Origin of the sequence: Kingella kingae ATCC 23330, from assembly GCF_900111845.1 — a bacterium.
In the GTDB taxonomy this organism is placed as follows: Bacteria; Pseudomonadota; Gammaproteobacteria; order Burkholderiales; family Neisseriaceae; genus Kingella; species Kingella kingae.
The window spans coordinates 23,445-44,349 of the sequence record NZ_FOJK01000002.1; the positions used below are offsets into that span (position 1 = coordinate 23,445).

A 20,905-nucleotide genomic window follows, 5' to 3' on the forward strand; every position below is an offset into this window, starting at 1 on the left:
TATGAACGAAATCATTAATTTTGCAGGCTTTGTGATTGCGTCTATCGCACTCACGCTCACGCCTGGCAACGACACGATTTACATCATCACGCGCACCATTTCACAAGGTCGTGGCGCAGGTTTGGCATCGCTGGCTGGCATCACACTCGGCTTGCTGATACACATCACCGCCGTGTCGCTCGGTTTGGCGCAAATCATCGCCCATTCGCCCACGCTGTTTAACCTAATCCAATACGGCGGCGCGGCGTATTTAGTGTATTTAGGCATACAAATGTGGCGCAGCCCACCGCTGGATTTTCAAAGCAGCCTGCAACCCAAAATCCAGCCCATTAAATTGATACAACAAGGCTTAATCACCAATTTGCTCAACCCCAAAATTTTGATTTTCTTTTTGACCTTGTTACCGCAATTCGTGCAACCACACGCCAGCAGCAGCGCGTTTTTTATTTTGGGATTGACCTTTTTGGCGATTAGCACAACGTGGTCAATCATACTGGTTGTACTTGCCGAACAACTGGGCAAATGGTTGCGCCACAAACCCAGCATTAGCCAAATCATGAACCGAATCAGCGGCACGATTTTTATGCTGCTGGCAGCGAAATTGGTGTGGCAGTCTAAATAATGTGCAGGCTGCTTTTTTTTCTGCACACGATATAACTCCCTTTCTTACAGAAGAAGAAAAAAGCAGCCTGCACTTTGAATCAACCGAAAGAAAAAAATGTCGCAAATCAACGATTTCATCAACCGACTAGGCAAAAACCTAAAACACCAACTCAAATGGGCAAAACGCCAAAACATAGAAGCATGGCGCATTTACGACAAAGACATTCCGCAATTTCCGTTTGCGATTGACGTGTATGGCGAGCATATTCACCTGCAAGAATACGACACAGGCTGGCTCATGCACCCCGAAGATTACCAAAATTGGCTAGACGAAGTGTGCGAAGCTGTGCAATTTGTAACAGGATTTGAACGCACACATATCCATTTAAAACAACGTGCTAGACAAAAAGGCACAGCGCAATACGAAAAAACAGGCGCAATAGGCGAAGATTTTACCGTGCGCGAAAATGGTCGCCAATTTTGGGTGAATTTGGATAAATATTTAGACACAGGTTTATTTTTAGACCATCGCAACACGCGCAAAAAAGTCGGCGACACGGCAGCAGGCAAGCGCTTTTTGAATTTGTTTTCCTACACGGGCAGCTTTACCGTTTACGCGGCAACTGGTGGCGCGGTTTACAGTGAAACCGTTGATTTGTCTAACACTTATTTGGATTGGGCAAAACGCAATTTCCAATTAAACGGCATGGATTTGGACAAACATCAAATTGTTCGCGCAGACGTATTTCAATATTTAACGGACGCAGTCAAACAAAATAAACAGTTTGATTTAATCGTACTAGACCCGCCAAGTTTTTCTAACAGCAAGAAAATGTTGGATATTTTGGATATTCAGCGAGACCAAGCAAAATTGATTAACGGCGCAATGGCATTGTTGTCGAAAGACGGCGTTTTGTATTTTTCCAATAATCTGCGCTCGTTTACGCTAGACGATGATTTAGCGGAAAAATATGCGATTAAAGACGTGAGTAAACAATCCGTTCCCGAAGATTTCCGCAATAAGAAAATTCATCAATGTTGGGAAATTCGGCATAAATAATATCGATTTAGGCAAAAGTGCAGGCTGCTTTTTCATCATCAAAAAGCAGCCTGCACTTTATTTATCATTTATCACTATTCATCTCACAAATTTTTTCCACTCGCCATAACCTGCCGCATCCATTTGCTCCAACGGAATAAATTTCAAACTCGCGCCGTTAATGCAATAACGCAAACCACCTTTTTCAGGCGGTCCATCGGGGAAAACGTGTCCCAAATGCGAATCTGCCGCACGGCTACGCACTTCCACGCGATGCATATTAAAACTACTGTCATCGTGTTCCGTTACCGCTGCCGCTTCAATCGGTTTGCTGAAACTTGGCCAACCACAACCCGAATTAAATTTGTCGCTGGAACTAAACAATGGCTCGCCACTCACAATATCCACATAAATTCCTGCCTGAAATAAATGGTCGTATTCATGGCTGAATGCGTATTCCGTGTCACTTTTTTGGGTAACGCGATATTGCTCATCGGTCAAAATGCGTTTTAATTCCGCGTCGCTTGGCTTGCGGTAAGTCGCCAAATCAAAACCTTTTTGTTGCACCGCAGACGCTTTGTGGGGCAAAGGCTCGTCCGCTTTGCGAATATCAATATGGCAATAACCATTTGGATTTTTAATCAAATAATCCTGATGATATTCTTCCGCATCAAAAAATTGGCGCAACGGCTCATTTTCTACCACAATTGGCTGGCTAAATTTACGCTGCTCGTTTGCCAACGCTTGCGCGATGATTTCACGCTCCGCAGGGTCGGTGTAATACACGCCTGTGCGGTATTGCGTGCCACGGTCGTTGCCTTGTTTGTTCAGGCTGGTTGGGTCAATCACGCGCAAATAATATTGCAAAATATCGTCCAAACTCAATTTATCCGCGTCATAAGTTACGCGCACCGTTTCCGCGTGTCCCGTGTTGCGACGCGATACATCTTCATAGGTTGGGTTTTGCGTGTTGCCATTCGCATAACCAGACACCGCGTCAATCACGCCGTCAATGCGTTGAAAATACGCCTCTAATCCCCAGAAGCAACCGCCTGCTAAATAAATCGTTTTCATATTCATCGTGCTAGATACCTTTTTATCCGTAGGTTTATGAAATTTCGTTTTCAGGCTGCCTAATTCTGCGTTTGGGTCTCGAATCAAAGCCAACGCCTGTTGCTCGTTCAGGCTGCCTTTCACAATCCGAACCACATTGCCGCTATTATCCAACACCGCCCAAGATGGATAAACCTGAATATTCAGCTGCTTGGCAATGCTGCCGCCAGCGTCCACCAAAACAGGCAATTTTGGATAATTCAAACCTGCGTACCATTGTTGAAAATCGCCATCGCGTTTCTCGCCCAAAAAGTTTGGCGACGCAATCGTAACCAAATTGGCTGCCTGAAAATTAGGGTTGCTCGCCCATTGTTCGGTGTGCGCCAATTCCGACAAACATAAGGGACACCAACTCGCCCAAAATTTCACCAAAGTGGGCTTATTATTTTGCAAATGGATTTTGCCTGTTTGGTTGTGTGTATCACGCAAACGCGCTACGTTGTCGGCAACAGTTTGGGCGTGGGCTTCAGGCAGCGTGGCAATTTGCAATGTGGCAAAACTGATTGCTACGCCCAGTGAAAAAAACGCGCTTCGTTGCCAAAATTTTTTAGAAAAAATCATCTTGATTGACTCCTATTGTTTGTATGCTTATTAGACGATTTTCGCGCCAAAATCTAACAAAATGAAGTGTAAATATTTTTCAGGCTGCCTGAAAAACCTTACCACGAAAAAGTGGACTCGCTACGCGAAGAATTGTGCTGTTCATTGTGGCGATGGTCAAACATCGTGCTGCCTTGTTCGCGCTGTGATTGTGTGGAAAATGAGCTGTTTTGTTGCGATGATGTGCCGTTTTGTTGGCGAACACTTGCGCCGCCACCCAGTCCACCAAATGACGCAATCACGTCATCACCAAAACCGCGATGGTTACTGGTTTTGCGGCTTGAGTCATAGCTGGTTTGCGTCCAATCTACGCCAGCACACGCGCCCACTGATAATGCAATCGCCAAAATGGACATATTTTTTAATAAATTTTTCATGGAATTATCCTTTATGAAATAATAGTTATGGTGTAACAATAGTGTTTCAATAGTAACAAAATCATTTTTCTACGAGCAAATTGTTTTACTGAAATTAAACGTAAATTTACTTTTTTTACGGTTTCAGGCAGCCTTTAATTCCTTCAATTTAAAAGGAAAAATCCATAATTTTATTTAATTGTGATTTTGTGTTATAATTATCAAATACTTATCAATTTTGAGTTAAATCTCATCAAATTTCGCGCTGCACCGCAGCATTCAAATAATCTAATCAAACAAGGAGTTTGACCATGAGAAACACAAATTTCTGGCACAAACACTCATCGTTCAACCCATTTGTGGTGAGCGTTACACTCATCAGCGTGTTGGTTTTGGTTGCGTGTACATTATTCGTGGCTAACGGCACACAACACATTCTGAATACAGCTAAATCATTGGTTTTTCAAAATTTTAGTTGGTTTTATATTTTTTCGGTTTCATTATTTTTAATTTTTCTGTTGTTTGTCGCGCTGGGCGGTTTGGGCAAAATCAAACTCGGCAGCGATGAAGAAAAACCCGAATTTAGCTTTATGTCGTGGATGGCAATGCTGTTTGCGGCGGGCATGGGTGTGGGTTTGATGTTTTTTGGTGTGGCTGAACCGTTGTCGCATTTCAACAGCAGCATTGTTTCGGGCAGCCTGCACGAACGCAGCCAACAAGCGATTTTGCACACGGCTTTTCACTGGGGCATTCATGCGTGGGCGGTGTACGGCATGATTGCGTTGGCATTGGCGTATTTTGGTTTTCGCTATAAATTGCCGTTGGCGTTACGCTCGTGTTTTTATCCGCTTTTGAAGGACAAAATCAACGGCAAAATGGGCGATGTGGTGGATATTGTGGCGTTGATTGCAACACTATTCGGTATCATCACAACGCTGGGATTTGGCTCGGCGCAACTGGGTTCGGGTTTGGTGGAATTGGGTTGGATTGGCGAAAACAGTTTCGCGCTGCAAGTGGGCGTGATTGCGGTCGTAATGACGTTGGCAACGCTGTCGGCAATTTCGGGCGTGGGCAAGGGCGTGAAAATTTTAAGTGAAATCAATTTGTTGATTGCGATTGCTTTGTTGTTGTTTGTACTGTGTACTGCGCCTACGGTGCATTTGTTGTCGGCATTTAGCGATAATTTGGGAATGTATTTTAGTCAGTTGATTCCATTGAGTTTCCGCACCTATGTTTACCAGCCTGAACAAACAGAGTGGTTTCAAGGTTGGACGGTGTTGTATTGGGCTTGGTGGTGTTCTTGGGCACCATTTGTGGGCTTGTTTATTGCGCGGATTTCTCGTGGTCGCACGATTCGGGAATTTGTGTTTGGCGTGTTGGTGATTCCAAGCATATTTTGTATTTTGTGGTTTACGGTGTTTGGCAACAGCGCGATTTGGTTGGATACGAATGTGGCAAATGGCGCGTTGTCGGCTGCCACGTCTGCGCCTGAAAAATTGCTGTTTCAATTTTTGGACTATTTGCCATTATCGGGTTTAACCAGTGTGATGGCGTTGGTTAGCATTGCCTTGTTTTTTATTACGTCTGCGGATTCGGGCATTTATGTGTTGAATAATATTGCTTCTCGCGACAAAAGTTTGACAGCGAAACGCTGGCAAGCGGCAATGTGGGGCGTGTTGATGTCGGCGGTAGCGATTGTGTTGCTGCGTTCGGGCGGATTGGCGACTTTGCAAACCATGACTTTGATTGTGGCGTTGCCATTTGCGGTGTTGATGTTGTTGATGTGTGTGAGTTTGTTTACAGGTTTGGCGGCGGACAATAAATATTTCTCCACCAAATTCACGCCCAGCGCAACCATGTGGACGGGCGAAAAGTGGCGCGACCGTTTGTCGCATATGTTGAGCCAAGCAGAAGAGCAAGATATTTTGCGTTTTTTGAAGAAAACCGCTTTGCCTGCGATGTATCAATTGCAAAATGAATTGGTCAATCAATACGGCTTACACGCGCAAGTGAATAAGCGGTTTAATGATGATGTGCCTGCGTTGGAATTGATTATTCAAAAAGAAACCATGCGTGATTTTGTGTATGGCATTCGCTCGGTGGCATGTGAAGTGTCGCCGCATTTGGTGGCTGATGAGCGTTTACCGAATATTCAAAAGGAAACGGATTATGTGCCAACGACTTATTTTTCTGATGGACGCATTGGCTACGATGTGGGTTATATGAGTCAGAATGAATTGATTGCCGATATGCTGAAACATTATGAGCGATATTTGTCGCTGTTGAGTGATGTAGGGCAAGATTTGATGGCGCATGAACAAACGGAATTGGGCGAATAAGCATTTCGCATAACAAAGCAGCCTGCACTTTACGTAACAAAGTGCAGGCTGCTTTTTCTTACAATTTCGTGTGATAAAACTCGTATGCCTTATCCATGTTTTCAAACTGATGCAATTCACCGTTATCCAACACCATAGCATTGTCGCAATACTGCTTCATCGCGCTATTGCTGTGCGACACCAAAATCAACGAACGGTCTTGTCGGCGTTCAAACAATTCGTAGCGACATTTTTCGGAAAAACGCGAATCGCCCACGGCAATTACTTCATCAATCAAATAGCAGTCAAACTCCACCGCCAGCGACAAAGCAAACGCCAATCGCGCTTTCATGCCCGATGAATAGCGTTTGACTGGTTCGCGCAAATAATTGCCCAATTCGGAAAACTCTTCGGTGAATTCGCGCACATAATCGGCATCAACATTGTAAATCCGACAAATAAAATTCAAATTGTCTATGCCTGTTAAGCTGCCCTGAAACGCGCCCGAAAACGCTAATGGCCACGAAATACTCATCGTGCGGCGAATTTCTCCTTTGCTGGGCATTTCCACGCCGCTCATCAAGCGGATTAGCGTGGATTTGCCTGCGCCGTTGCGCCCTAAAATGCCCAGTTTTTCGCCTTTGTGCAGCGTAAAATTGATGTCATTCAACACGGTTTTTAAACCTTGTCGGGTTGGATAATATTTGCTGACGTGTTGTACTTCAATCATAACAATTCTACTTTCTGACTAAATCGGCTCACCATAAACAAGCCCAACCACGTTAGCACCAAATTGGATAGCACCAAAAACCACGGGCTTTCATAAGTGATAACCGATGAACCAAAATAACCGTGGCGGAACATTTCTGTGCCATGCACCATAGGAATGGACAGCGCGATGTCGCGTCCTGCATAGGGCAAAGAATGTACAAAGAAAAACACGCCCGAAAGCGGCATCAACACAAAGCTAAACGTGTTCCATAGCTTGCCAAATACTTCAAAGCGAAACGCAATCGAACAAATAATTAAACCCAGCCCAATAGCAAACCACGCCATCAGCAGCCACGCAATCAGCATATAGAACACGTCATCAGGGGTCGGAATCCAGCCAATTAAAATCAACACCGTCATAATGGCGATTTGGGCAATGGTTGCGCCTGCAATCTCCAATATCATTCGCGCCACAATCGTGTCCAACACGCGCACATTGCGGTGATATAGCAAACTTTGGTTTGCCGCAATCGCACCAATGGCGCGGTTGGACGCATTGCGCCACATCATTGCCATTGGGTAGCCCGTCATCACAAACGCTACCATATTGAGCGATGAAATTTGGTTAGCGCGAATAAATTTCCACATCAACACCAGCATCACCGTCATGGCAAGTGGCTCAATAAACAGCCACAAAAAGCCGATGTTGGCACGTCCATAGCGCGTGATGATTTCGCGCATCAACAATGCACCAATCACACGTTTTTGAATAGCCAGCGATTCACGAAAGCTGGTTTCATGTAAGGCTTTGCTTTTCATTAGTTTTTATGCTCACGAATGCTGGCAGACAGCAGGCTGCAAATGCCATATACCATTAAACTAATAATCAAAGTGGCAATGATGTTATACAAACGCGATGGCAGTTGCGCCATATCGGGTTTGCTGGGTTTGGACACCACTTCCAAATAAAGCTGTTGGCGTTCGGCTTCGGCTTTGGCGGTTTCCAGCGAGCCAATTGCCACGGTTAATTGTTTTTCGGCAAGGTCGTTGTCTAGCATCAAATGCTGATATTCGGCGGCTTTGTTGGCAATGGAACGTCCCGTCGCACCTGTCATCAATTTGGTTTGACGCGAAATTTCGCCCAATAAACTGCGCTCACGAGTTTGCAAGCCGTCAATTTGTGGGTTGTCGGGCGTAACGGCGCGAACTTGGTCAAGCTGCGTTTGAATGCTGATTAACTCGTCTTGCAGCTTGGAAATCAAAGCAGCCTGCATACTGGATTGCTCTTTCAAATCCAACACGCCATTTTGAGTACGGAATGTACGCAAGGCTTCGGCAGACGTGGCAACTTTATCTTGTGCGGTACGAACGGCTTTTTCGGCAAACGAAATCGTGTCCTGACGTGCACGGCTATTAATTCGGTTGATTAAATCTTCGCCCTTTTGCAACAAGGCTTGATTGATTTGATATGAGTTATCCGCATCAAACGACTGCACGCGCAAGGTAGAAATGCCCGATACAGCATCAAAATCAATGCTCACTTTGCGGCTGTAATATTGATAAAACGCTTCGTCTGAATCCAGTTTTTCCAATCCAAAGCCATTGAATTGGCTGAATATATCGCCACCTTTTTCATAGAACGAGCGCACAGGTATCTGTTTGGACAATTCGCCCAAAGCCGAACGCGAGCGCATATATTCTTGCACAGTGTAAATATCGTCTTGCGAGCGTGAAATGCCGACATTTTGAAACAACGCGCCCAAATTAGACACATTGCTTTGATTGTTTGCCGAACGCACGACAAAGCTGGATTCGGACACATAGCGGTCAGCAGCAATCGCGCCAAAATAAATTGCCGACAAAACCGTTGGTACAACCACGATGCCCAAAAATAGGAAATTGATTTTTTTGAGATTGAATTTGGGCTTTTTGGGTTCGGTATTTTCGGTATTGGATTCAGATGTCATGTCTTGTTTCCTTTGTAATTGAAAAGCAGCCTGCACATTGTTGTACAAACTCATATATAAAGTGCAGGCTGCTTTTTATATTTTTTGCGTTATGAATCATCACGTTAATTGGTCAAACCATTGATGCTACCCACGCCCGTTGTAACAGGCGCGAACACAAATTGCAGGAATTTTTGCAATTCCGACACAGGCGCGTTGGCAACATAAATAATATCTTTATCGCGCATCGCAAAGCGTTGTAGCCAGAACAAAGAATGTGGTTGGGTCAAATCCATGCGATACACCACAGGCACACTCATGTGTGGTGCGTAACCACGTTGTTTCCAAATAATTTGTTCGGCTGGCGACAAGCTGCTCATGGTTTGATAGCGGAACACAAACACACCACGTGGGTCAGAACGGCGGTCTAGCAAACCGCCCATTGCGCCCATTGCTTCGCCCAAATTCATGCCACGCGCCGAAATATTAAACGCTTGATTTTTTCCTACCGCGCCCAATGCCGTAAACGATTGCGGACTGGTTTGCAAAGTCAGCACATCGCCAGCGCGTAGCACGATATTTTGTGCAGGTTGTGCGGCAATATTTTCCAACGGCACAACGCGAACTTGATTGCCGCGCGTCAGTTGCAAGGAAATATTGTAGATTTCCTGCTCCACACCACCCACCGCCGCCACCGCGTCCAACACACGCTCGCGATTGGCAGTCAATGGCACACGCACGCTTCGTCCTGCGCGAATAATCGTGGCATTGGCAGAATTATTTTGCGTTAGGCGTACCAAGGCTTGTGGTTGATTGGCTTTGCGCTGTAAACCCGCTACAATTTGCTGTTGGATTTGCTCGGGCGTTTTGCCTTTAACCGCGATATTGCCCAAAAACGGCACAGAAATCGTGCCATTTGCGCTGACCATTTGTGCAGGCAATGCCACCGTTTGCGCCGTTCCCGACCCCATAGAATTGATTGCGCCACCAAATAACAACGCAGGCGGTGATTCCCACAAAGTAATTTCCAACACATCGCCCACGCCCACCGCATCTGCTGCGCCGTCTTTGCCTTGCGCCAAATCGGTTAAGGATTGCGGCACATTATCTTTTGCCATTTGCAGCGATACGGCATCGTCTATGTCTATGATTTGCACAGGCGGCAAAGCAGCCTGCACTTGGCTTCGCTCGCTTTCGGGCTGCATTTGGCTGATTTGTCGCAGACTTGGGCCTGTGGACGGTAACGATTGACAAGCCGATAACGCCAACAGCAACAAAGCAGCCTGCACCGAACGAGTAAACAAAGTGGGATTCATAAACACAACTCTATCAATATAAAAAGACGGCGTATTTTATACCAATCGCGCCTATCACGCGAACCTTGTGCCATGTTTGCGCGATGAAATTTGACAAGATGCAACAAAAAAGCCGTCTTACAATCAAGACAGCTCTTCTGCGTTAAGTGAGATTAAAACGTGCGGCTGGTTTCCACACCACCTTTAATCGTGCCATACATTTCGGTTTGACCGCTGCCCGATGCTGAACACGCCGTCAAACCCATCAACACCAATAAACCCATTGCATATTTTTTCATACGCCCTACTCCGATTTCTTAAATTTAACCACTTTGGCACGCGGTTCAGCAGGCTCGTCATCAGATTGCAGGCTGCTTTGGTCGCGGTCTAGTTCCTGACCTACGGTTGCCGCATCATCAGGTTGATACGGCTGCACTTCAAAGCCCATGCCCTCGCCCGTTTCTTTAGCATACAAGCCGATAACGTGTCCCACAGGAATCCAAATTTCGTGCGACACGCCGCCAAATCGCGCATGAAACGACACCCATTCGTTGTCAATTTGCAAGTCTTTGGTTGCGCTGGGGCTGATGCTCAACACAATTTGGTTGTCTTGCACATATTGCGCTGGCACGCGCGTGTGTTCGTTTACCCACGTTGCCAAATATGGCGTGCAACCGTTGTCCAAACACCATTCATACAAGGCGCGAATCAAATAAGGTTTAGTAGAAGTCATCGTCATAACAACACCTTATCGGCGCATGGCTTTTTCGGCTGGGGTCAGCGCATCAATAAACGCTGAGCGTTGGAAAATGCGTTCGGCAGATTTCAAAATTGGTGCAGCGGCTTTGCCCAGTTTGATTTCGTAGTGGTCTAATCGCCACAACAATGGGGCAAGCGCGACATCAATCATCGAAAAATCATCGCCCAAAACGTATTTGTTTTTAGTGAACGCTGGCGCAATCATGGTCAAACCATCGGCAATCGCTTCACGCGCTTTACTTTGTTCTTTGGCGGTTGATGTTGGGTTTTCTAGCGTTTTAACGTGGATAAACAATTCTTTTTCCAAGCGGTGCAACACCAAACGTCCGCGACCGCGCATTACGGGGTCGACAGGCATCAGTTGTGGATGTGGGAAACGTTCGTCAATGTATTCGTTGATGATGTTGGATTCGTATAACACCAAATCGCGTTCCACCAACACAGGCACTTCGTTATACGGATTCATCACCGCCAAATCTTCTGGCTTGTTGAACACGTCAATGTCTTTGATTTCAAAGTCCATGCCTTTTTCAAACAACACAAAACGGCAACGGTGACTAAATGGGCAGGTTGTGCCTGAATACAAAATCATCATGATAATTGTCCTTCTATTTTAATGATAAAAAATATAGGTGCAGGCTGCTTTTTACGCTTCAAAAGCAGCCTGCACAATTAGGCAGGTGCGTATTGTAACAAAAAAATCAATGCTTTGACTATTTTTTCGCTCTAATTATTTGTTTTGATTGTTTAATTCGTCCAGCAAGCCAATCACGCGCTCGGGCATCAGTTTACGCATACAATCGTGATGACCCAACGGACAATCGCGCTGCACACAGGGGCTGCAATCCAAATTCAACGAAGTAAGTCGTGCCACATCACTCAACGGTGGCGCGTGTTTGGGGTCGGTTGAACCATACACGGCAACCAATTTACGCCCCAACGCTGCCGACAAGTGCATCAAACCGCTGTCGTTGCCCACCACGCTGTCCACGCATGACAATAAATCTATCGCGTCTGCCAAGCTAGTTTTGCCACACAAATTAACACACGCACCGCCTGCCTGCTGGTTGATTTGCTCCGATACGTCAAAATCTTTGGGCGAACCAAACAGCCAAACTTGCCAGCCTTGTTGCAGATAATGCTGCGCGGTGGCGGCATAGTGTTCAGGCAACCAGCGTTTTGCCGTACCAAATTCTGCGCCTGCACACAAAGCCAAAATCGGCTGATTGTGGTGCAAGTTGTATTGCGTTAAGGCATTTTGCTGGGCGACTTCGTTTACCTGCAAACGTGGATAATCCGAACCTGTAAAGTCTGCCAGATTATCGTGTGCCAACGCGGTGTATCTATCCACCATCAAATACAGCGCGGTTTTATCCAGTTTACGCGCATCGTTGAGCAAGCCGTAACGCATTTCGCCCACCCAACCTGTGCGCCGTTTCGCACCTGTTGCCACTGCCACAATCGCGGATTTGAGCGAGCCTGGCAACACAATTACTTGTGTATAACCGCGTTTACCCAATTCGCGCCCTACTCGCCAACGTTCGCGCAACTGCAATGCACCATGCCCAAATGGGTTGTCCAAAATCTCGCTAACTTCGGGCATACGCGCATACACGGCTTGCGACCATTTGGGCGCGAACACATCGATTTGGCAACCTGCACGCAATTCGTGCAAACGCCGTAACATGGGTTGCGACATCACGCAATCGCCAATCCACGATGGGGAAATGATTAAGATTTTGTCTGACATGATTACTTTCGTTTCTAATACAACAAAATGAACGACATTAAGCCGATTTACTCCCTCTCCTTTAGGAGAGATTGGGGAGAGGGCAAATCTTGTTAGCCATAGCCAATCATCGCTTTATGCAACCGTTTTCCCTCTCCCTAGCCCTCTCCCACAGGAGAGGGAACAAGATTACCTAAAATTGAACCATTTCTGCCATGCGCCGAAATGTTTAAAAGCAGCCTGCACTATTCTTTCTGCGCCCAAGTCGCCCAAACAAACAATTTGCGCCAATCGTCTGCATTCAAGCTATCGGGCAACAAAAATTGGCGCACGCTGCGTCCGTTGTCCAGCTGCCAATGCACGATGGCAACACGCGGCACAAACAAGCAGCCTGCACCCAATCTAGCCTGACACGATTCGTGGGCGATGAATAACCGCGCCACACCGTCATCATGCAGTTGAATGGTGTGGACGCGCAGCGCTGTTTGCCGTTGTTGCCGCCACGCCCACGCGCCAGTCATCAAAGTCAAACACAACAACAGCCAACGCAAACCGCCTGCAAAATAAAGCCACACGCAAGCAGCCTGCACCGCGCACAACCCTATCCACAAAACATCATAAAGCTTGGAACGCTTGATGGCGATGATTATTCCAGCACTTCGCCGCCCTGCCATTGCGCTTCTTCCAAATCCAGCACCATATCGTGAACGTCTAGCTCAAAAAACGCCCAAAACTGAGCCAAATCAAACGGTTGTGGAAAATCTTTCTCGTCTATGCTCCACGATGCTAATTCCGCCGCAAACAGCGATTGATAACGCTCACCCACATACGCCACCGCTTCTTCGGGTTCGTCAAACACGGGTAACAAAAACACGCTGCAATTCGCGCGAAGTTGCTCTACCGTCAAATCGGGGAAATCGAGGTTATGCTGTTTGAGCCACGCCAAAAACGCTTCGGTGGGTTTTAACACGGCTGCCATTCTATCTACAAAAAACATAGTTTTTCCTGATATGTTGTTCAGTACACGACAAAACTTTAAGTTACAGCAATCTTGTTCCCTCTTCTTTGGGAGAGGGTTAGGGATTTGCCTATATACAAAATTTTTTTTCGTATACCGAACATATGTTGCAAAAGGCGAATTGTACCTAAATATGCAGGCTGCTTGCGAAATTACATCACACTACATAAGCATTTATTCAATCCAATAATTCGCTACAAAATAGCAAATTTTTTATTTACTTTGCTGATTTATGCTATTTCTATCCCAATAAATCTGCCAAACAAATAGAATTTTGCTCAAAAAATAAAACAAACTACATCAAACAACAAAAGCAAAAACCAAGCAGCCTGCACTCACCCCCCCCACAAAAACACATGACATTAAGCACAACACAGGCTAAAATGCGCCGCATGGTTTACCATTTCTTTACATTTTTTCTACTAACCTGACAAAAGGACACAAGCAATGTCTCAAAACGTGATTTGGTTTGAAAACTTACGCATGACCGATGTGGAAAGCGTGGGCGGTAAAAATGCCTCTTTGGGCGAAATGATTTCGCAACTTGCCAACAAAGGTGTGCGCGTTCCAAGCGGTTTTGCCACAACGGCAGCCGCGTACCGCGCGTTTTTGGCGCACGAAGGCTTGGCTGACCGCATTTCGGCAGCGTTGGCGGCGTTGGACGTGGACGATGTAACCGAATTGGCGCGTGTCGGCAAAGAAATTCGCCAATGGATTTTGGAAACGCCTTTCCCTGCGGAATTAAACGCGGACATTGAAACCGCGTGGAACAAAATGGTGGCGGACGCTGGCACTGACCAAATTTCGGTAGCAGTGCGTTCTTCGGCAACGGCAGAAGATTTGCCTGACGCTTCTTTTGCAGGTCAGCAAGAAACATTCTTAAACATCAATGGGTTGGAAAACGTGAAAGAAGCCATGCACCATGTGTTTGCGTCTTTGTACAATGACCGTGCCATTTCTTATCGCGTTCACAAAGGTTTCGCGCATGACATCGTGGCGTTATCGGCTGGTGTGCAACGCATGGTGCGTTCGGATAGCGGCGCGGCTGGCGTGATGTTCTCCATTGACACGGAAAGCGGTTTTGAAGATGTGGTTTTCGTTACATCGTCTTACGGTTTGGGCGAAACGGTGGTTCAAGGTGCGGTAAATCCCGATGAATTTTACGTTCATAAACCGACTTTACGCGCGAGCAAACCTGCGATTTTGCGTAAAACAATGGGTTCTAAACTGATTAAAATGACGTTTACCGACAGCGCACAAGCAGGTAAATCAGTGCAAGTGGTGGACGTGCCAGCCAATGAGCGCAAGCAATTTTCTATTAGTAATGAAGAAATTACCGAGCTTGCCAAATACGCGCTGATTATTGAAGAACACTACGGTCGCCCAATGGATATTGAATGGGGGCGCGATGGTGTGGACGGTAAATTGTATATTTTGCAAGCGCGTCCTGAAACGGTGAAATCGCAAGAAAAAGAGCAGGGAAATAGTTTGCGCCGCTACACTATTTCGGGCGAACGCAAAGTGTTATGCGAAGGTCGTGCGATTGGTCAAAAAGTAGGTCAAGGCAAGGTGCGCTTGGTTAAAGACGCTTCGGAAATGGACAGCGTTCAGGCAGGCGATATTTTGGTTACGGATATGACTGACCCTGACTGGGAACCTGTGATGAAACGCGCAGCAGCAATCGTAACCAATCGTGGCGGACGCACTTGCCACGCGGCAATTATTGCGCGTGAATTGGGTATTCCTGCGGTAGTGGGTTGTGGTAACGCTTCGCATATTTTGCAAGAAGGTCAAGAAGTTACTGTATCTTGTGCCGAGGGCGATACAGGTTTGATTTACGAGGGTTTGTTGAATGTGAATGTTGATGAAGTCGCATTGGACAATATGCCCAAAGCCCCTGTCAAAATCATGATGAATGTGGGCAACCCTGAATTAGCGTTTAGCTTTGCCAGCATTCCAAGCGAGGGCATTGGCTTGGCGCGTATGGAATTTATCATCAACCGTCAAATCGGTATTCACCCGAAAGCCTTGATTGATTTTAATAAACAAGACGCTGATTTGCAAAATGAAATCCGCGACCGCATTGCAGGTTACACATCGCCTAAACAATTCTATGTAGATAAAATTGCGGAAGGCGTGGCAACTTTGGCGGCTTCGGTTTATCCGCGCAAAGTGATTGTGCGTATGTCCGATTTCAAATCCAATGAATACGCTGGTTTGGTTGGCGGCAATGTCTATGAACCACACGAAGAAAACCCAATGTTAGGTTTCCGTGGTGCCGCGCGTTATGTGTCGGAAGATTTCAAAGAAGCGTTTGCGCTGGAATGCCAAGCCTTGAAATATGTGCGCGATGAAATGGGTTTGACCAATGTGGAAATCATGATTCCGTTTGTTCGCACGTTAAGCGAAGCGGAACAAGTGATTCACGCGCTAAAAGCAAATGGTTTGGAACGCGGCAAAAACGGTTTGCGCTTAATTATGATGTGCGAAGTGCCAAGTAATGCCTTGCTTGCCGAGCAATTCTTAAAATACTTTGACGGCTTCTCTATCGGTTCAAACGATATGACGCAACTGACTTTGGGCGTAGACCGCGACAGTGGCGGCCCAATCGCCAGCACGTTTGACGAACGCAACGCGGCGGTTAAAGTGATGTTCCACTTGGCGATTTCCGCTTGTCGCAAACACAATAAATACGTTGGCATTTGTGGACAAGGCCCGTCTGACCACCCCGATTTTGCGAAATGGTTGGTGGAAGAAGGCATTGAAACAATTTCGTTGAACCCAGATACTGTGATTGAAACGTGGTTGTATTTGGCGAAAGAGTTGGGCGATAAGGCTGCGGCGTAATTTATCGCGTAAACATAAAGTGCAGGCTGCTTTTTAACGGATTTTCCCGCTAAAAAGCAGCCTGCACTTTTTTATACTGCATGAACATGCGTTGCCAAAATATCGGCCAAATTATTTTCCAGCCAATCTACCAAATCCTGCAATTTATCCGCCGCCGTTTTGCCAAAATCGGTTAGCGAATATTCAACGTGTGGCGGAACAGTTTGAAAAGATTGGCGAACCACCATGCCGTCTTGTTCCAAATTTTTCAGCGTTTCCGTCAGCATACGCTCGCTCACGCCGTCAATGCTGCGGCGCAATTCGCTGAATCGTTGTGGCTTGTTTTGCTGCAACACAATCAACACCAATACGCCCCAACGACTCGTCAAATGGCGCAAAATTTCACGCGATGGACACGCGCTCGCCAATACATTACCTTTTTCCATAAAATAAATTCCATATAAAATCAATAAACTAATCAAAATTTTGTTTACTTACTTTTTTGTAAGTACTTACCAAAAGTAAGTAACTTCATTATACTTCGCCTCACTTAATCAACGCAAACATTTTTCAAACAACTGAAAAATATTTTTATTTTTTAACCTATTTATTTATAAGGAAAAAAATCATAAAAATCGCAGTAATCGGCTCAACTGGTTTGGTAGGTAACGCAACCGTTCAAGAATTGGCAGCACGCGGACACGAAGTAACCGCATTGGCGCGTAGCCCTAAAAAAGTATTTCAAAATCCAACTGTTACTGCTGTAAAAGCGGACGTAAACGACGCGGATTTTGCGGAAAAATTGGCAGGTTTTGACGCTGTGATTAGCGCGTTTAACGGTGGTTGGGAAAACTCAAACATCGTGGCGGACATCAACAAAGGCTACGACAGCATTTTGGCAGCAGCGAAAACCGCGCAAGTGCCGTATTTGTTGGTTGTGGGCGGTGCAGGCAGCCTAAATGCTGCGCCTAATTTGGCTTTGGTGGATACGCATGACTTCCCTGCGGAAGTGTTCCCTGCTGCGAATGCCATGCGCGTTTTGTTGGATAACTTGCGTGAACGCCGTGATGTGAACTGGTCGTTTGTGTCGCCCGCTGCGATGTTTGCGGTGGCAGAAGTGCAATTTGAGAAAACAGGCGTGTACCGTGTGGGCGCAGATGATGTGTTGTTGAACGCGGACGGTTCGCCTGCGGATATTGCCTTGCCTGATTTGGCGGCGGCTTTGGTTGATGATGTTGAGAAAAAAGCGCATTTATTCCAACGCTTTACCGTAGCGAACTAATATAAAGCAGCCTGCACATTACAGTGGGTTGGTTTTCTGAACCAACCTGCTATTGTTTTTGTATAGTGGATTAAATTTAGATTAGGACAAGGCGACAACGACCGCCGTGTACATCTAACACATAAGGGAGTTGGCAACACTGTACTAATCTAAATTTAATCCACTATAAAACACAAAAGAAATGGAAAATAAACTCCGTCCCCATTTGCTATTTGCAGGCTGCTTTACAGTTTACGAAACAATCGCCCAATCCAAAAACTCAAACACCGCCGCCAATTCTTCCGCCGTTTCCGCTTGCGTGCCGTTGCCTGTGTGTCCGCCTTTTTCGGGCGCAAACAGCCACGCTTTCGCATTCGGATTGTCGCGCAATTTCGCATAAAATTTCAGCGCGTGAGCAGGGTGAACGCGGTCGTCCGACAAACTGGTCGTGATGAACGCTGGCGGATAATTCAGGCTGCCTGAAAGTTGATGATACGGCGAAAACGCCGCCAAATACTCGCGCATTTTCGGGTCGGCAGGGTCGCCATATTCGTCAATCCAACTCGCGCCTGCGTACAATTCCGTGTAGCGCAACATATCCGTAAGCGGCACTTCGCAAATCATCGCGCCCAAATTTTCAGGCAGCCTGCAAAATGCGGATGCAACCACCAAACCGCCATTGCTGCCGCCTTGAATGGCGATTTTTTTCGCGCTGCTGTACCCGCGTTCCACTAAATCATTGATTACCGATAACAAATCATCAACGCTCTTATGTTTATTTTCACGCTGCGCCGCCGTGTGCCAATGCGTAAACTCGCCGCCGCCGCGCACATTCGCCAACACAAACGCACCGCCACGCTCCAACCAATGCCGCCCAATCGCGCCCATATAATGCGGCAATTCAGGCACAGCAAAACCGCCGTACACATAAACCAAAGTCGGCGTATCGGGCGATTGCGTTTTGCCAACGTGATAATACGGGATGCGCGTACCGTCCGCCGAAGTAGCAAAATTCTGTGTAACCACAATACCTTGCGCGTCAAACTGTTTCGGCTGACGGCGCAAAACCGTCAATTCCATCACATTCAAATCCAACGCAAACAAAGTCAAAGGCGTAACAAAATCACTCGCCGCCAAGTAAACCGTATCGCCACCCCAAGGCTGGTCGGCAAGCTCAATCGCGCCATTTGGAAAACGCGGTAACGCCTGCTCAACCCACGCGCCATTTTCCCATTTCCACGCTTTCAGGCTGCCTGAAACATTGTCCAACAAACTCGAAATCACAAATTTCCGTGTCGTTTCAATCAGTTCCAACGCTTGCGAACTCGTTGGCGCAAACAAACAAAACGCTTCGCCCAACTCGCCCTTATTCAATTTCACCGCAATCAGGCTGCCCGAAACATATTTTTGCTTACTGCGCTGCCAATCCGATTTCAAATGCAAAAATAATTGCCCAGCCAAATAACCCACGACTTCACAATCTCGCGGCAGAGCCAATTTCACCGCTGCCAAATCCGCATTCACATAAAAATAATCCTTTTGAAAGAAAGATGTATTCGCTTCAATCAAATCCAACGGCGCACCCTGCGCGTCCAAATAACGCCACGCGCTGACCATTACGCCGTCCGCATCCATTTCGTAAACAGGCGTGGCTTCGTCAAACGACTGACCGCGCTGCATCAACCAAACCTGACGCGGATAACCCGAAGTCGTGAGCTGCCGCTCGTCCCACGCAGGGCAAACCCAAACGCTGTTTTCATCGCGCCAAGCCACATGATTTTTGCCTAATGGAAAATGAAAACCACCCGACACAATTTCGCCCGTTTTCAGATTAAATTCAATCGTGTACGCACTATCCGAACCTTGTGAAGACAACGAAATCAACGCCAATTCAGGGCGTTCCACATAATGCGACACGCCGTCTAAATACACATCATCGCCCAAAATTTCATCAAAATCCGCAACTGAAAATAAAATTTCCCAATCAGGAATTCCAGCACGATAGCTTGCTGCGCTGCACATGCGATACACGCCTTTGGGCAAATCCGCCGACTGATGAAAATGGTACATTCGGGCGCGGTGTTCTTGGCAAAAGGGGATTTGTCTCTCGTCTTGTAATTGTTCGGTAATTTGTTGTTTTGTTTTGTGGAAATTTTCGGATTGGCAAAATTGCGCCAGCGTTTCGGCGTGGGCAGATTGGTGGAATTTTTGCGTTTCGGAGGCGTGTAAATTTTCTAAATATTGATAAGGGTCGGTAAACATGGTGCAGGCTGCCTGAAAATAAAATAATGAAAAATAATGCAGGCTGCTTTTTCATCGCTCAAAGCAGCCTGCACAATATTATAAAGTGCGATTAACCTTTCTTCACGCCTTGCAAATACAACATTTCCAGCGCAATCGTTGCGCCAGCCAACGCAGTAATGTCTGCATGGTCGTAAGATGGCGCAACTTCCACCACGTCCATGCCCACAATATTCACATCAGTCAAACCGCGCAAAATTTTCAACGCACGGTCGCTGCTCAAACCGCCACAAACAGGCGTACCCGTCCCTGGCGCGTAAGAGGGGTCAAGACAGTCAATATCAAACGTCAAATAAACAGGCATATCACCCACTACTTCCTTGATTTTGCTAACCGTTTGTTCCACGCTATCATCGTTTACTTGTGGCGCAGTCAAAACGGTAAACGGCAATTTTTTGCTGTGTTCCGTGCGAATACCGATTTGCACCGAACGCGCAGGGTCAATCAAACCTTCTTTTGGCGCGGTGTAAAACATCGTGCCGTGGTCGTATTCGCTGCCGTTGTCGTAAGTATCAGTATGCGCGTCAAAATGGATTAACGCCAATTTGCCAAAATGTTTGGCGTGGGCGCGGAGCAAGGGCAATGTGATGAAATGGTCGCCTCCAAAACTTAAACATTTTTTGCCCGATTGCAATAATTGGGTGGTGTGGGCTTCCATTTTTTCCACGAAATCGCGGCTGTCGCCAAACGAAAACACCAAATCGCCACAATCTACAATGTTCAAGCGTTCACGCACATCAAACGTCCATGGAAATTTGCGATGTTCCCACGCCAAATTAACCGAAGCACGGCGAATCGCTTCCGCGCCAAATCTCGCGCCCGAACGCCCCGACACCGCCATATCATACGGAACGCCTGTGATGACCCATTCCGCATCACTGTCGTAGGGCATGAAATTGAGCGGTAAACGCAAAAAGCCAAAATTGTTAGAAACCAATGAATTATCGGTTTGTCCTGCTAGGGTGCTGTATTGCATGGTTTTTTCCTTGTGTGAATTTATTTTGTGAATGTGTTTTCAGGCAGCCTGAAA

Annotated in this window: 20 protein-coding genes; 5 read left to right on the top strand and 15 right to left on the bottom strand. The window is 46.5% G+C overall.

Annotation, left to right across the window (positions count from 1 at the left end; translation table 11 throughout):
• The first annotated feature begins 1 nt into the window (after window position 1).
• Both BQ5809_RS00465 and BQ5809_RS00470 read left to right on the top strand, forming a co-directional pair.
• Window positions 2-622 (top strand): LysE family translocator, encoded by a 621-nt coding sequence (locus tag BQ5809_RS00465; protein ID WP_003787352.1) that lies wholly within the window; start codon window positions 2-4, stop codon window positions 620-622.
• A gap of 96 nt (window positions 623-718) precedes the next feature.
• On the top strand, window positions 719-1,663 hold the full coding sequence (locus BQ5809_RS00470) for a class I SAM-dependent methyltransferase (protein WP_003787348.1): 945 nt from the start codon (window positions 719-721) through the stop codon (window positions 1,661-1,663).
• A 78-nt stretch (window positions 1,664-1,741) separates the two neighbouring features.
• On the opposite strand, the gene msrAB is transcribed toward BQ5809_RS00470, so the two are convergent.
• Together msrAB and BQ5809_RS00480 are read right to left on the bottom strand one after the other, a co-directional pair.
• The gene (gene msrAB / locus BQ5809_RS00475; protein WP_003787346.1) at window positions 1,742-3,316 is read right to left on the bottom strand and encodes a bifunctional peptide-methionine (S)-S-oxide reductase MsrA/peptide-methionine (R)-S-oxide reductase MsrB; all 1,575 of its coding nucleotides are present in this window, start codon (window positions 3,314-3,316) and stop codon (window positions 1,742-1,744) included.
• A 98-nt stretch (window positions 3,317-3,414) separates the two neighbouring features.
• Window positions 3,415-3,732: a hypothetical protein gene (locus BQ5809_RS00480; RefSeq protein ID WP_003787344.1), complete on the bottom strand. Its 318-nt coding sequence runs from the start codon at window positions 3,730-3,732 to the stop codon at window positions 3,415-3,417.
• Between the two features lie 290 nt (window positions 3,733-4,022).
• On the opposite strand from BQ5809_RS00480, the gene BQ5809_RS00485 reads away from it, so the two are divergent.
• Complete coding sequence (locus BQ5809_RS00485) at window positions 4,023-6,050, top strand: BCCT family transporter (RefSeq protein WP_003787343.1); 2,028 nt, start codon at window positions 4,023-4,025, stop codon at window positions 6,048-6,050.
• A gap of 58 nt (window positions 6,051-6,108) precedes the next feature.
• Here the strand turns inward: BQ5809_RS00485 and BQ5809_RS00490 are convergent, their stop codons facing one another.
• The 10 genes from BQ5809_RS00490 to BQ5809_RS00530 all read right to left on the bottom strand — a co-directional run bounded on the left by BQ5809_RS00490 (window position 6,109) and on the right by BQ5809_RS00530 (window position 13,466).
• On the bottom strand, window positions 6,109-6,759 hold the full coding sequence (locus tag BQ5809_RS00490) for an ABC transporter ATP-binding protein (RefSeq protein ID WP_003787342.1): 651 nt from the start codon (window positions 6,757-6,759) through the stop codon (window positions 6,109-6,111).
• Window positions 6,756-7,559, bottom strand: a complete 804-nt coding sequence (locus BQ5809_RS00495) for an ABC transporter permease (protein ID WP_003787341.1) — start codon at window positions 7,557-7,559, stop codon at window positions 6,756-6,758. Before BQ5809_RS00495 ends, BQ5809_RS00490 begins: the two co-directional genes overlap by 4 nt.
• Window positions 7,559-8,707, bottom strand: coding sequence for a capsule biosynthesis protein (locus BQ5809_RS00500; protein ID WP_032827763.1), 1,149 nt, complete (start codon window positions 8,705-8,707; stop codon window positions 7,559-7,561). Before BQ5809_RS00500 ends, BQ5809_RS00495 begins: the two co-directional genes overlap by 1 nt.
• Before the next feature lie 104 nt (window positions 8,708-8,811).
• Window positions 8,812-10,002, bottom strand: a complete 1,191-nt coding sequence (locus tag BQ5809_RS00505) for a polysaccharide biosynthesis/export family protein (RefSeq protein ID WP_003787333.1) — start codon at window positions 10,000-10,002, stop codon at window positions 8,812-8,814.
• A gap of 152 nt (window positions 10,003-10,154) precedes the next feature.
• The gene (locus tag BQ5809_RS11365; protein WP_003787330.1) at window positions 10,155-10,280 is read right to left on the bottom strand and encodes a hypothetical protein; all 126 of its coding nucleotides are present in this window, start codon (window positions 10,278-10,280) and stop codon (window positions 10,155-10,157) included.
• Window positions 10,281-10,285: 5 nt separating this feature from the next.
• Window positions 10,286-10,720, bottom strand: a complete 435-nt coding sequence (locus BQ5809_RS00510) for a ClpXP protease specificity-enhancing factor (protein WP_003787329.1) — start codon at window positions 10,718-10,720, stop codon at window positions 10,286-10,288.
• Window positions 10,721-10,729: 9 nt separating this feature from the next.
• Window positions 10,730-11,335 (bottom strand): glutathione S-transferase N-terminal domain-containing protein, encoded by a 606-nt coding sequence (locus BQ5809_RS00515; RefSeq protein ID WP_003787327.1) that lies wholly within the window; start codon window positions 11,333-11,335, stop codon window positions 10,730-10,732.
• A 135-nt stretch (window positions 11,336-11,470) separates the two neighbouring features.
• Entirely contained in the window at window positions 11,471-12,490 is a 1,020-nt protein-coding gene (gene waaF / locus BQ5809_RS00520; RefSeq protein ID WP_003787325.1) for a lipopolysaccharide heptosyltransferase II, read from the bottom strand.
• A gap of 224 nt (window positions 12,491-12,714) precedes the next feature.
• A complete protein-coding gene (locus tag BQ5809_RS00525) occupies window positions 12,715-13,143 on the bottom strand; it encodes a protein YgfX (protein ID WP_003787323.1) in 429 nt (142 codons plus the stop codon).
• A complete protein-coding gene (locus tag BQ5809_RS00530; RefSeq protein WP_003787321.1) occupies window positions 13,116-13,466 on the bottom strand; it encodes a hypothetical protein in 351 nt (116 codons plus the stop codon). Before BQ5809_RS00530 ends, BQ5809_RS00525 begins: the two co-directional genes overlap by 28 nt.
• 468 nt (window positions 13,467-13,934) lie before the next feature.
• On the opposite strand from BQ5809_RS00530, the gene ppsA reads away from it, so the two are divergent.
• Window positions 13,935-16,334, top strand: a complete 2,400-nt coding sequence (gene ppsA / locus BQ5809_RS00535; protein ID WP_003787316.1) for a phosphoenolpyruvate synthase — start codon at window positions 13,935-13,937, stop codon at window positions 16,332-16,334.
• Window positions 16,335-16,405: 71 nt separating this feature from the next.
• Here ppsA and BQ5809_RS00540 read toward each other — a convergent pair whose 3' ends face one another.
• A complete protein-coding gene (locus tag BQ5809_RS00540) occupies window positions 16,406-16,759 on the bottom strand; it encodes a winged helix-turn-helix transcriptional regulator (protein WP_003787313.1) in 354 nt (117 codons plus the stop codon).
• A gap of 182 nt (window positions 16,760-16,941) precedes the next feature.
• Here BQ5809_RS00540 and BQ5809_RS00545 point away from each other — a divergent pair, with 182 nt between their 5' ends.
• Window positions 16,942-17,595 (top strand): NAD(P)-dependent oxidoreductase, encoded by a 654-nt coding sequence (locus BQ5809_RS00545; RefSeq protein WP_032827762.1) that lies wholly within the window; start codon window positions 16,942-16,944, stop codon window positions 17,593-17,595.
• Window positions 17,596-17,826: 231 nt separating this feature from the next.
• Here the strand turns inward: BQ5809_RS00545 and BQ5809_RS00550 are convergent, their stop codons facing one another.
• Complete coding sequence (locus BQ5809_RS00550; RefSeq protein ID WP_003787309.1) at window positions 17,827-19,836, bottom strand: prolyl oligopeptidase family serine peptidase; 2,010 nt, start codon at window positions 19,834-19,836, stop codon at window positions 17,827-17,829.
• Window positions 19,837-19,927: 91 nt separating this feature from the next.
• Window positions 19,928-20,851: an agmatinase gene (gene speB, locus BQ5809_RS00555; protein WP_003787307.1), complete on the bottom strand. Its 924-nt coding sequence runs from the start codon at window positions 20,849-20,851 to the stop codon at window positions 19,928-19,930.
• Between the last annotated feature and the right edge of the window lie 54 nt (window positions 20,852-20,905).

Coding starts and splice junctions, on each gene's coding strand:
- BQ5809_RS00505 (WP_003787333.1), bottom strand. CDS start 10,002: ATGAATCCCACTTTGTTTACTCGTTCGGTGCAGGCTGCTTTGTTGCTG.
- msrAB (WP_003787346.1), bottom strand. CDS start 3,316: ATGATTTTTTCTAAAAAATTTTGGCAACGAAGCGCGTTTTTTTCACTG.
- BQ5809_RS00500 (WP_032827763.1), bottom strand. CDS start 8,707: ATGACATCTGAATCCAATACCGAAAATACCGAACCCAAAAAGCCCAAA.
- BQ5809_RS00465 (WP_003787352.1), top strand. CDS start 2: ATGAACGAAATCATTAATTTTGCAGGCTTTGTGATTGCGTCTATCGCA.
- BQ5809_RS00490 (WP_003787342.1), bottom strand. CDS start 6,759: ATGATTGAAGTACAACACGTCAGCAAATATTATCCAACCCGACAAGGT.
- BQ5809_RS00480 (WP_003787344.1), bottom strand. CDS start 3,732: ATGAAAAATTTATTAAAAAATATGTCCATTTTGGCGATTGCATTATCA.
- BQ5809_RS00515 (WP_003787327.1), bottom strand. CDS start 11,335: ATGATGATTTTGTATTCAGGCACAACCTGCCCATTTAGTCACCGTTGC.
- ppsA (WP_003787316.1), top strand. CDS start 13,935: ATGTCTCAAAACGTGATTTGGTTTGAAAACTTACGCATGACCGATGTG.
- BQ5809_RS00530 (WP_003787321.1), bottom strand. CDS start 13,466: ATGTTTTTTGTAGATAGAATGGCAGCCGTGTTAAAACCCACCGAAGCG.
- BQ5809_RS00485 (WP_003787343.1), top strand. CDS start 4,023: ATGAGAAACACAAATTTCTGGCACAAACACTCATCGTTCAACCCATTT.
- BQ5809_RS11365 (WP_003787330.1), bottom strand. CDS start 10,280: ATGAAAAAATATGCAATGGGTTTATTGGTGTTGATGGGTTTGACGGCG.
- BQ5809_RS00495 (WP_003787341.1), bottom strand. CDS start 7,559: ATGAAAAGCAAAGCCTTACATGAAACCAGCTTTCGTGAATCGCTGGCT.
- waaF (WP_003787325.1), bottom strand. CDS start 12,490: ATGTCAGACAAAATCTTAATCATTTCCCCATCGTGGATTGGCGATTGC.
- BQ5809_RS00470 (WP_003787348.1), top strand. CDS start 719: ATGTCGCAAATCAACGATTTCATCAACCGACTAGGCAAAAACCTAAAA.
- BQ5809_RS00510 (WP_003787329.1), bottom strand. CDS start 10,720: ATGACGATGACTTCTACTAAACCTTATTTGATTCGCGCCTTGTATGAA.
- speB (WP_003787307.1), bottom strand. CDS start 20,851: ATGCAATACAGCACCCTAGCAGGACAAACCGATAATTCATTGGTTTCT.
- BQ5809_RS00525 (WP_003787323.1), bottom strand. CDS start 13,143: ATGGCAGGGCGGCGAAGTGCTGGAATAATCATCGCCATCAAGCGTTCC.
- BQ5809_RS00540 (WP_003787313.1), bottom strand. CDS start 16,759: ATGGAAAAAGGTAATGTATTGGCGAGCGCGTGTCCATCGCGTGAAATT.
- BQ5809_RS00550 (WP_003787309.1), bottom strand. CDS start 19,836: ATGTTTACCGACCCTTATCAATATTTAGAAAATTTACACGCCTCCGAA.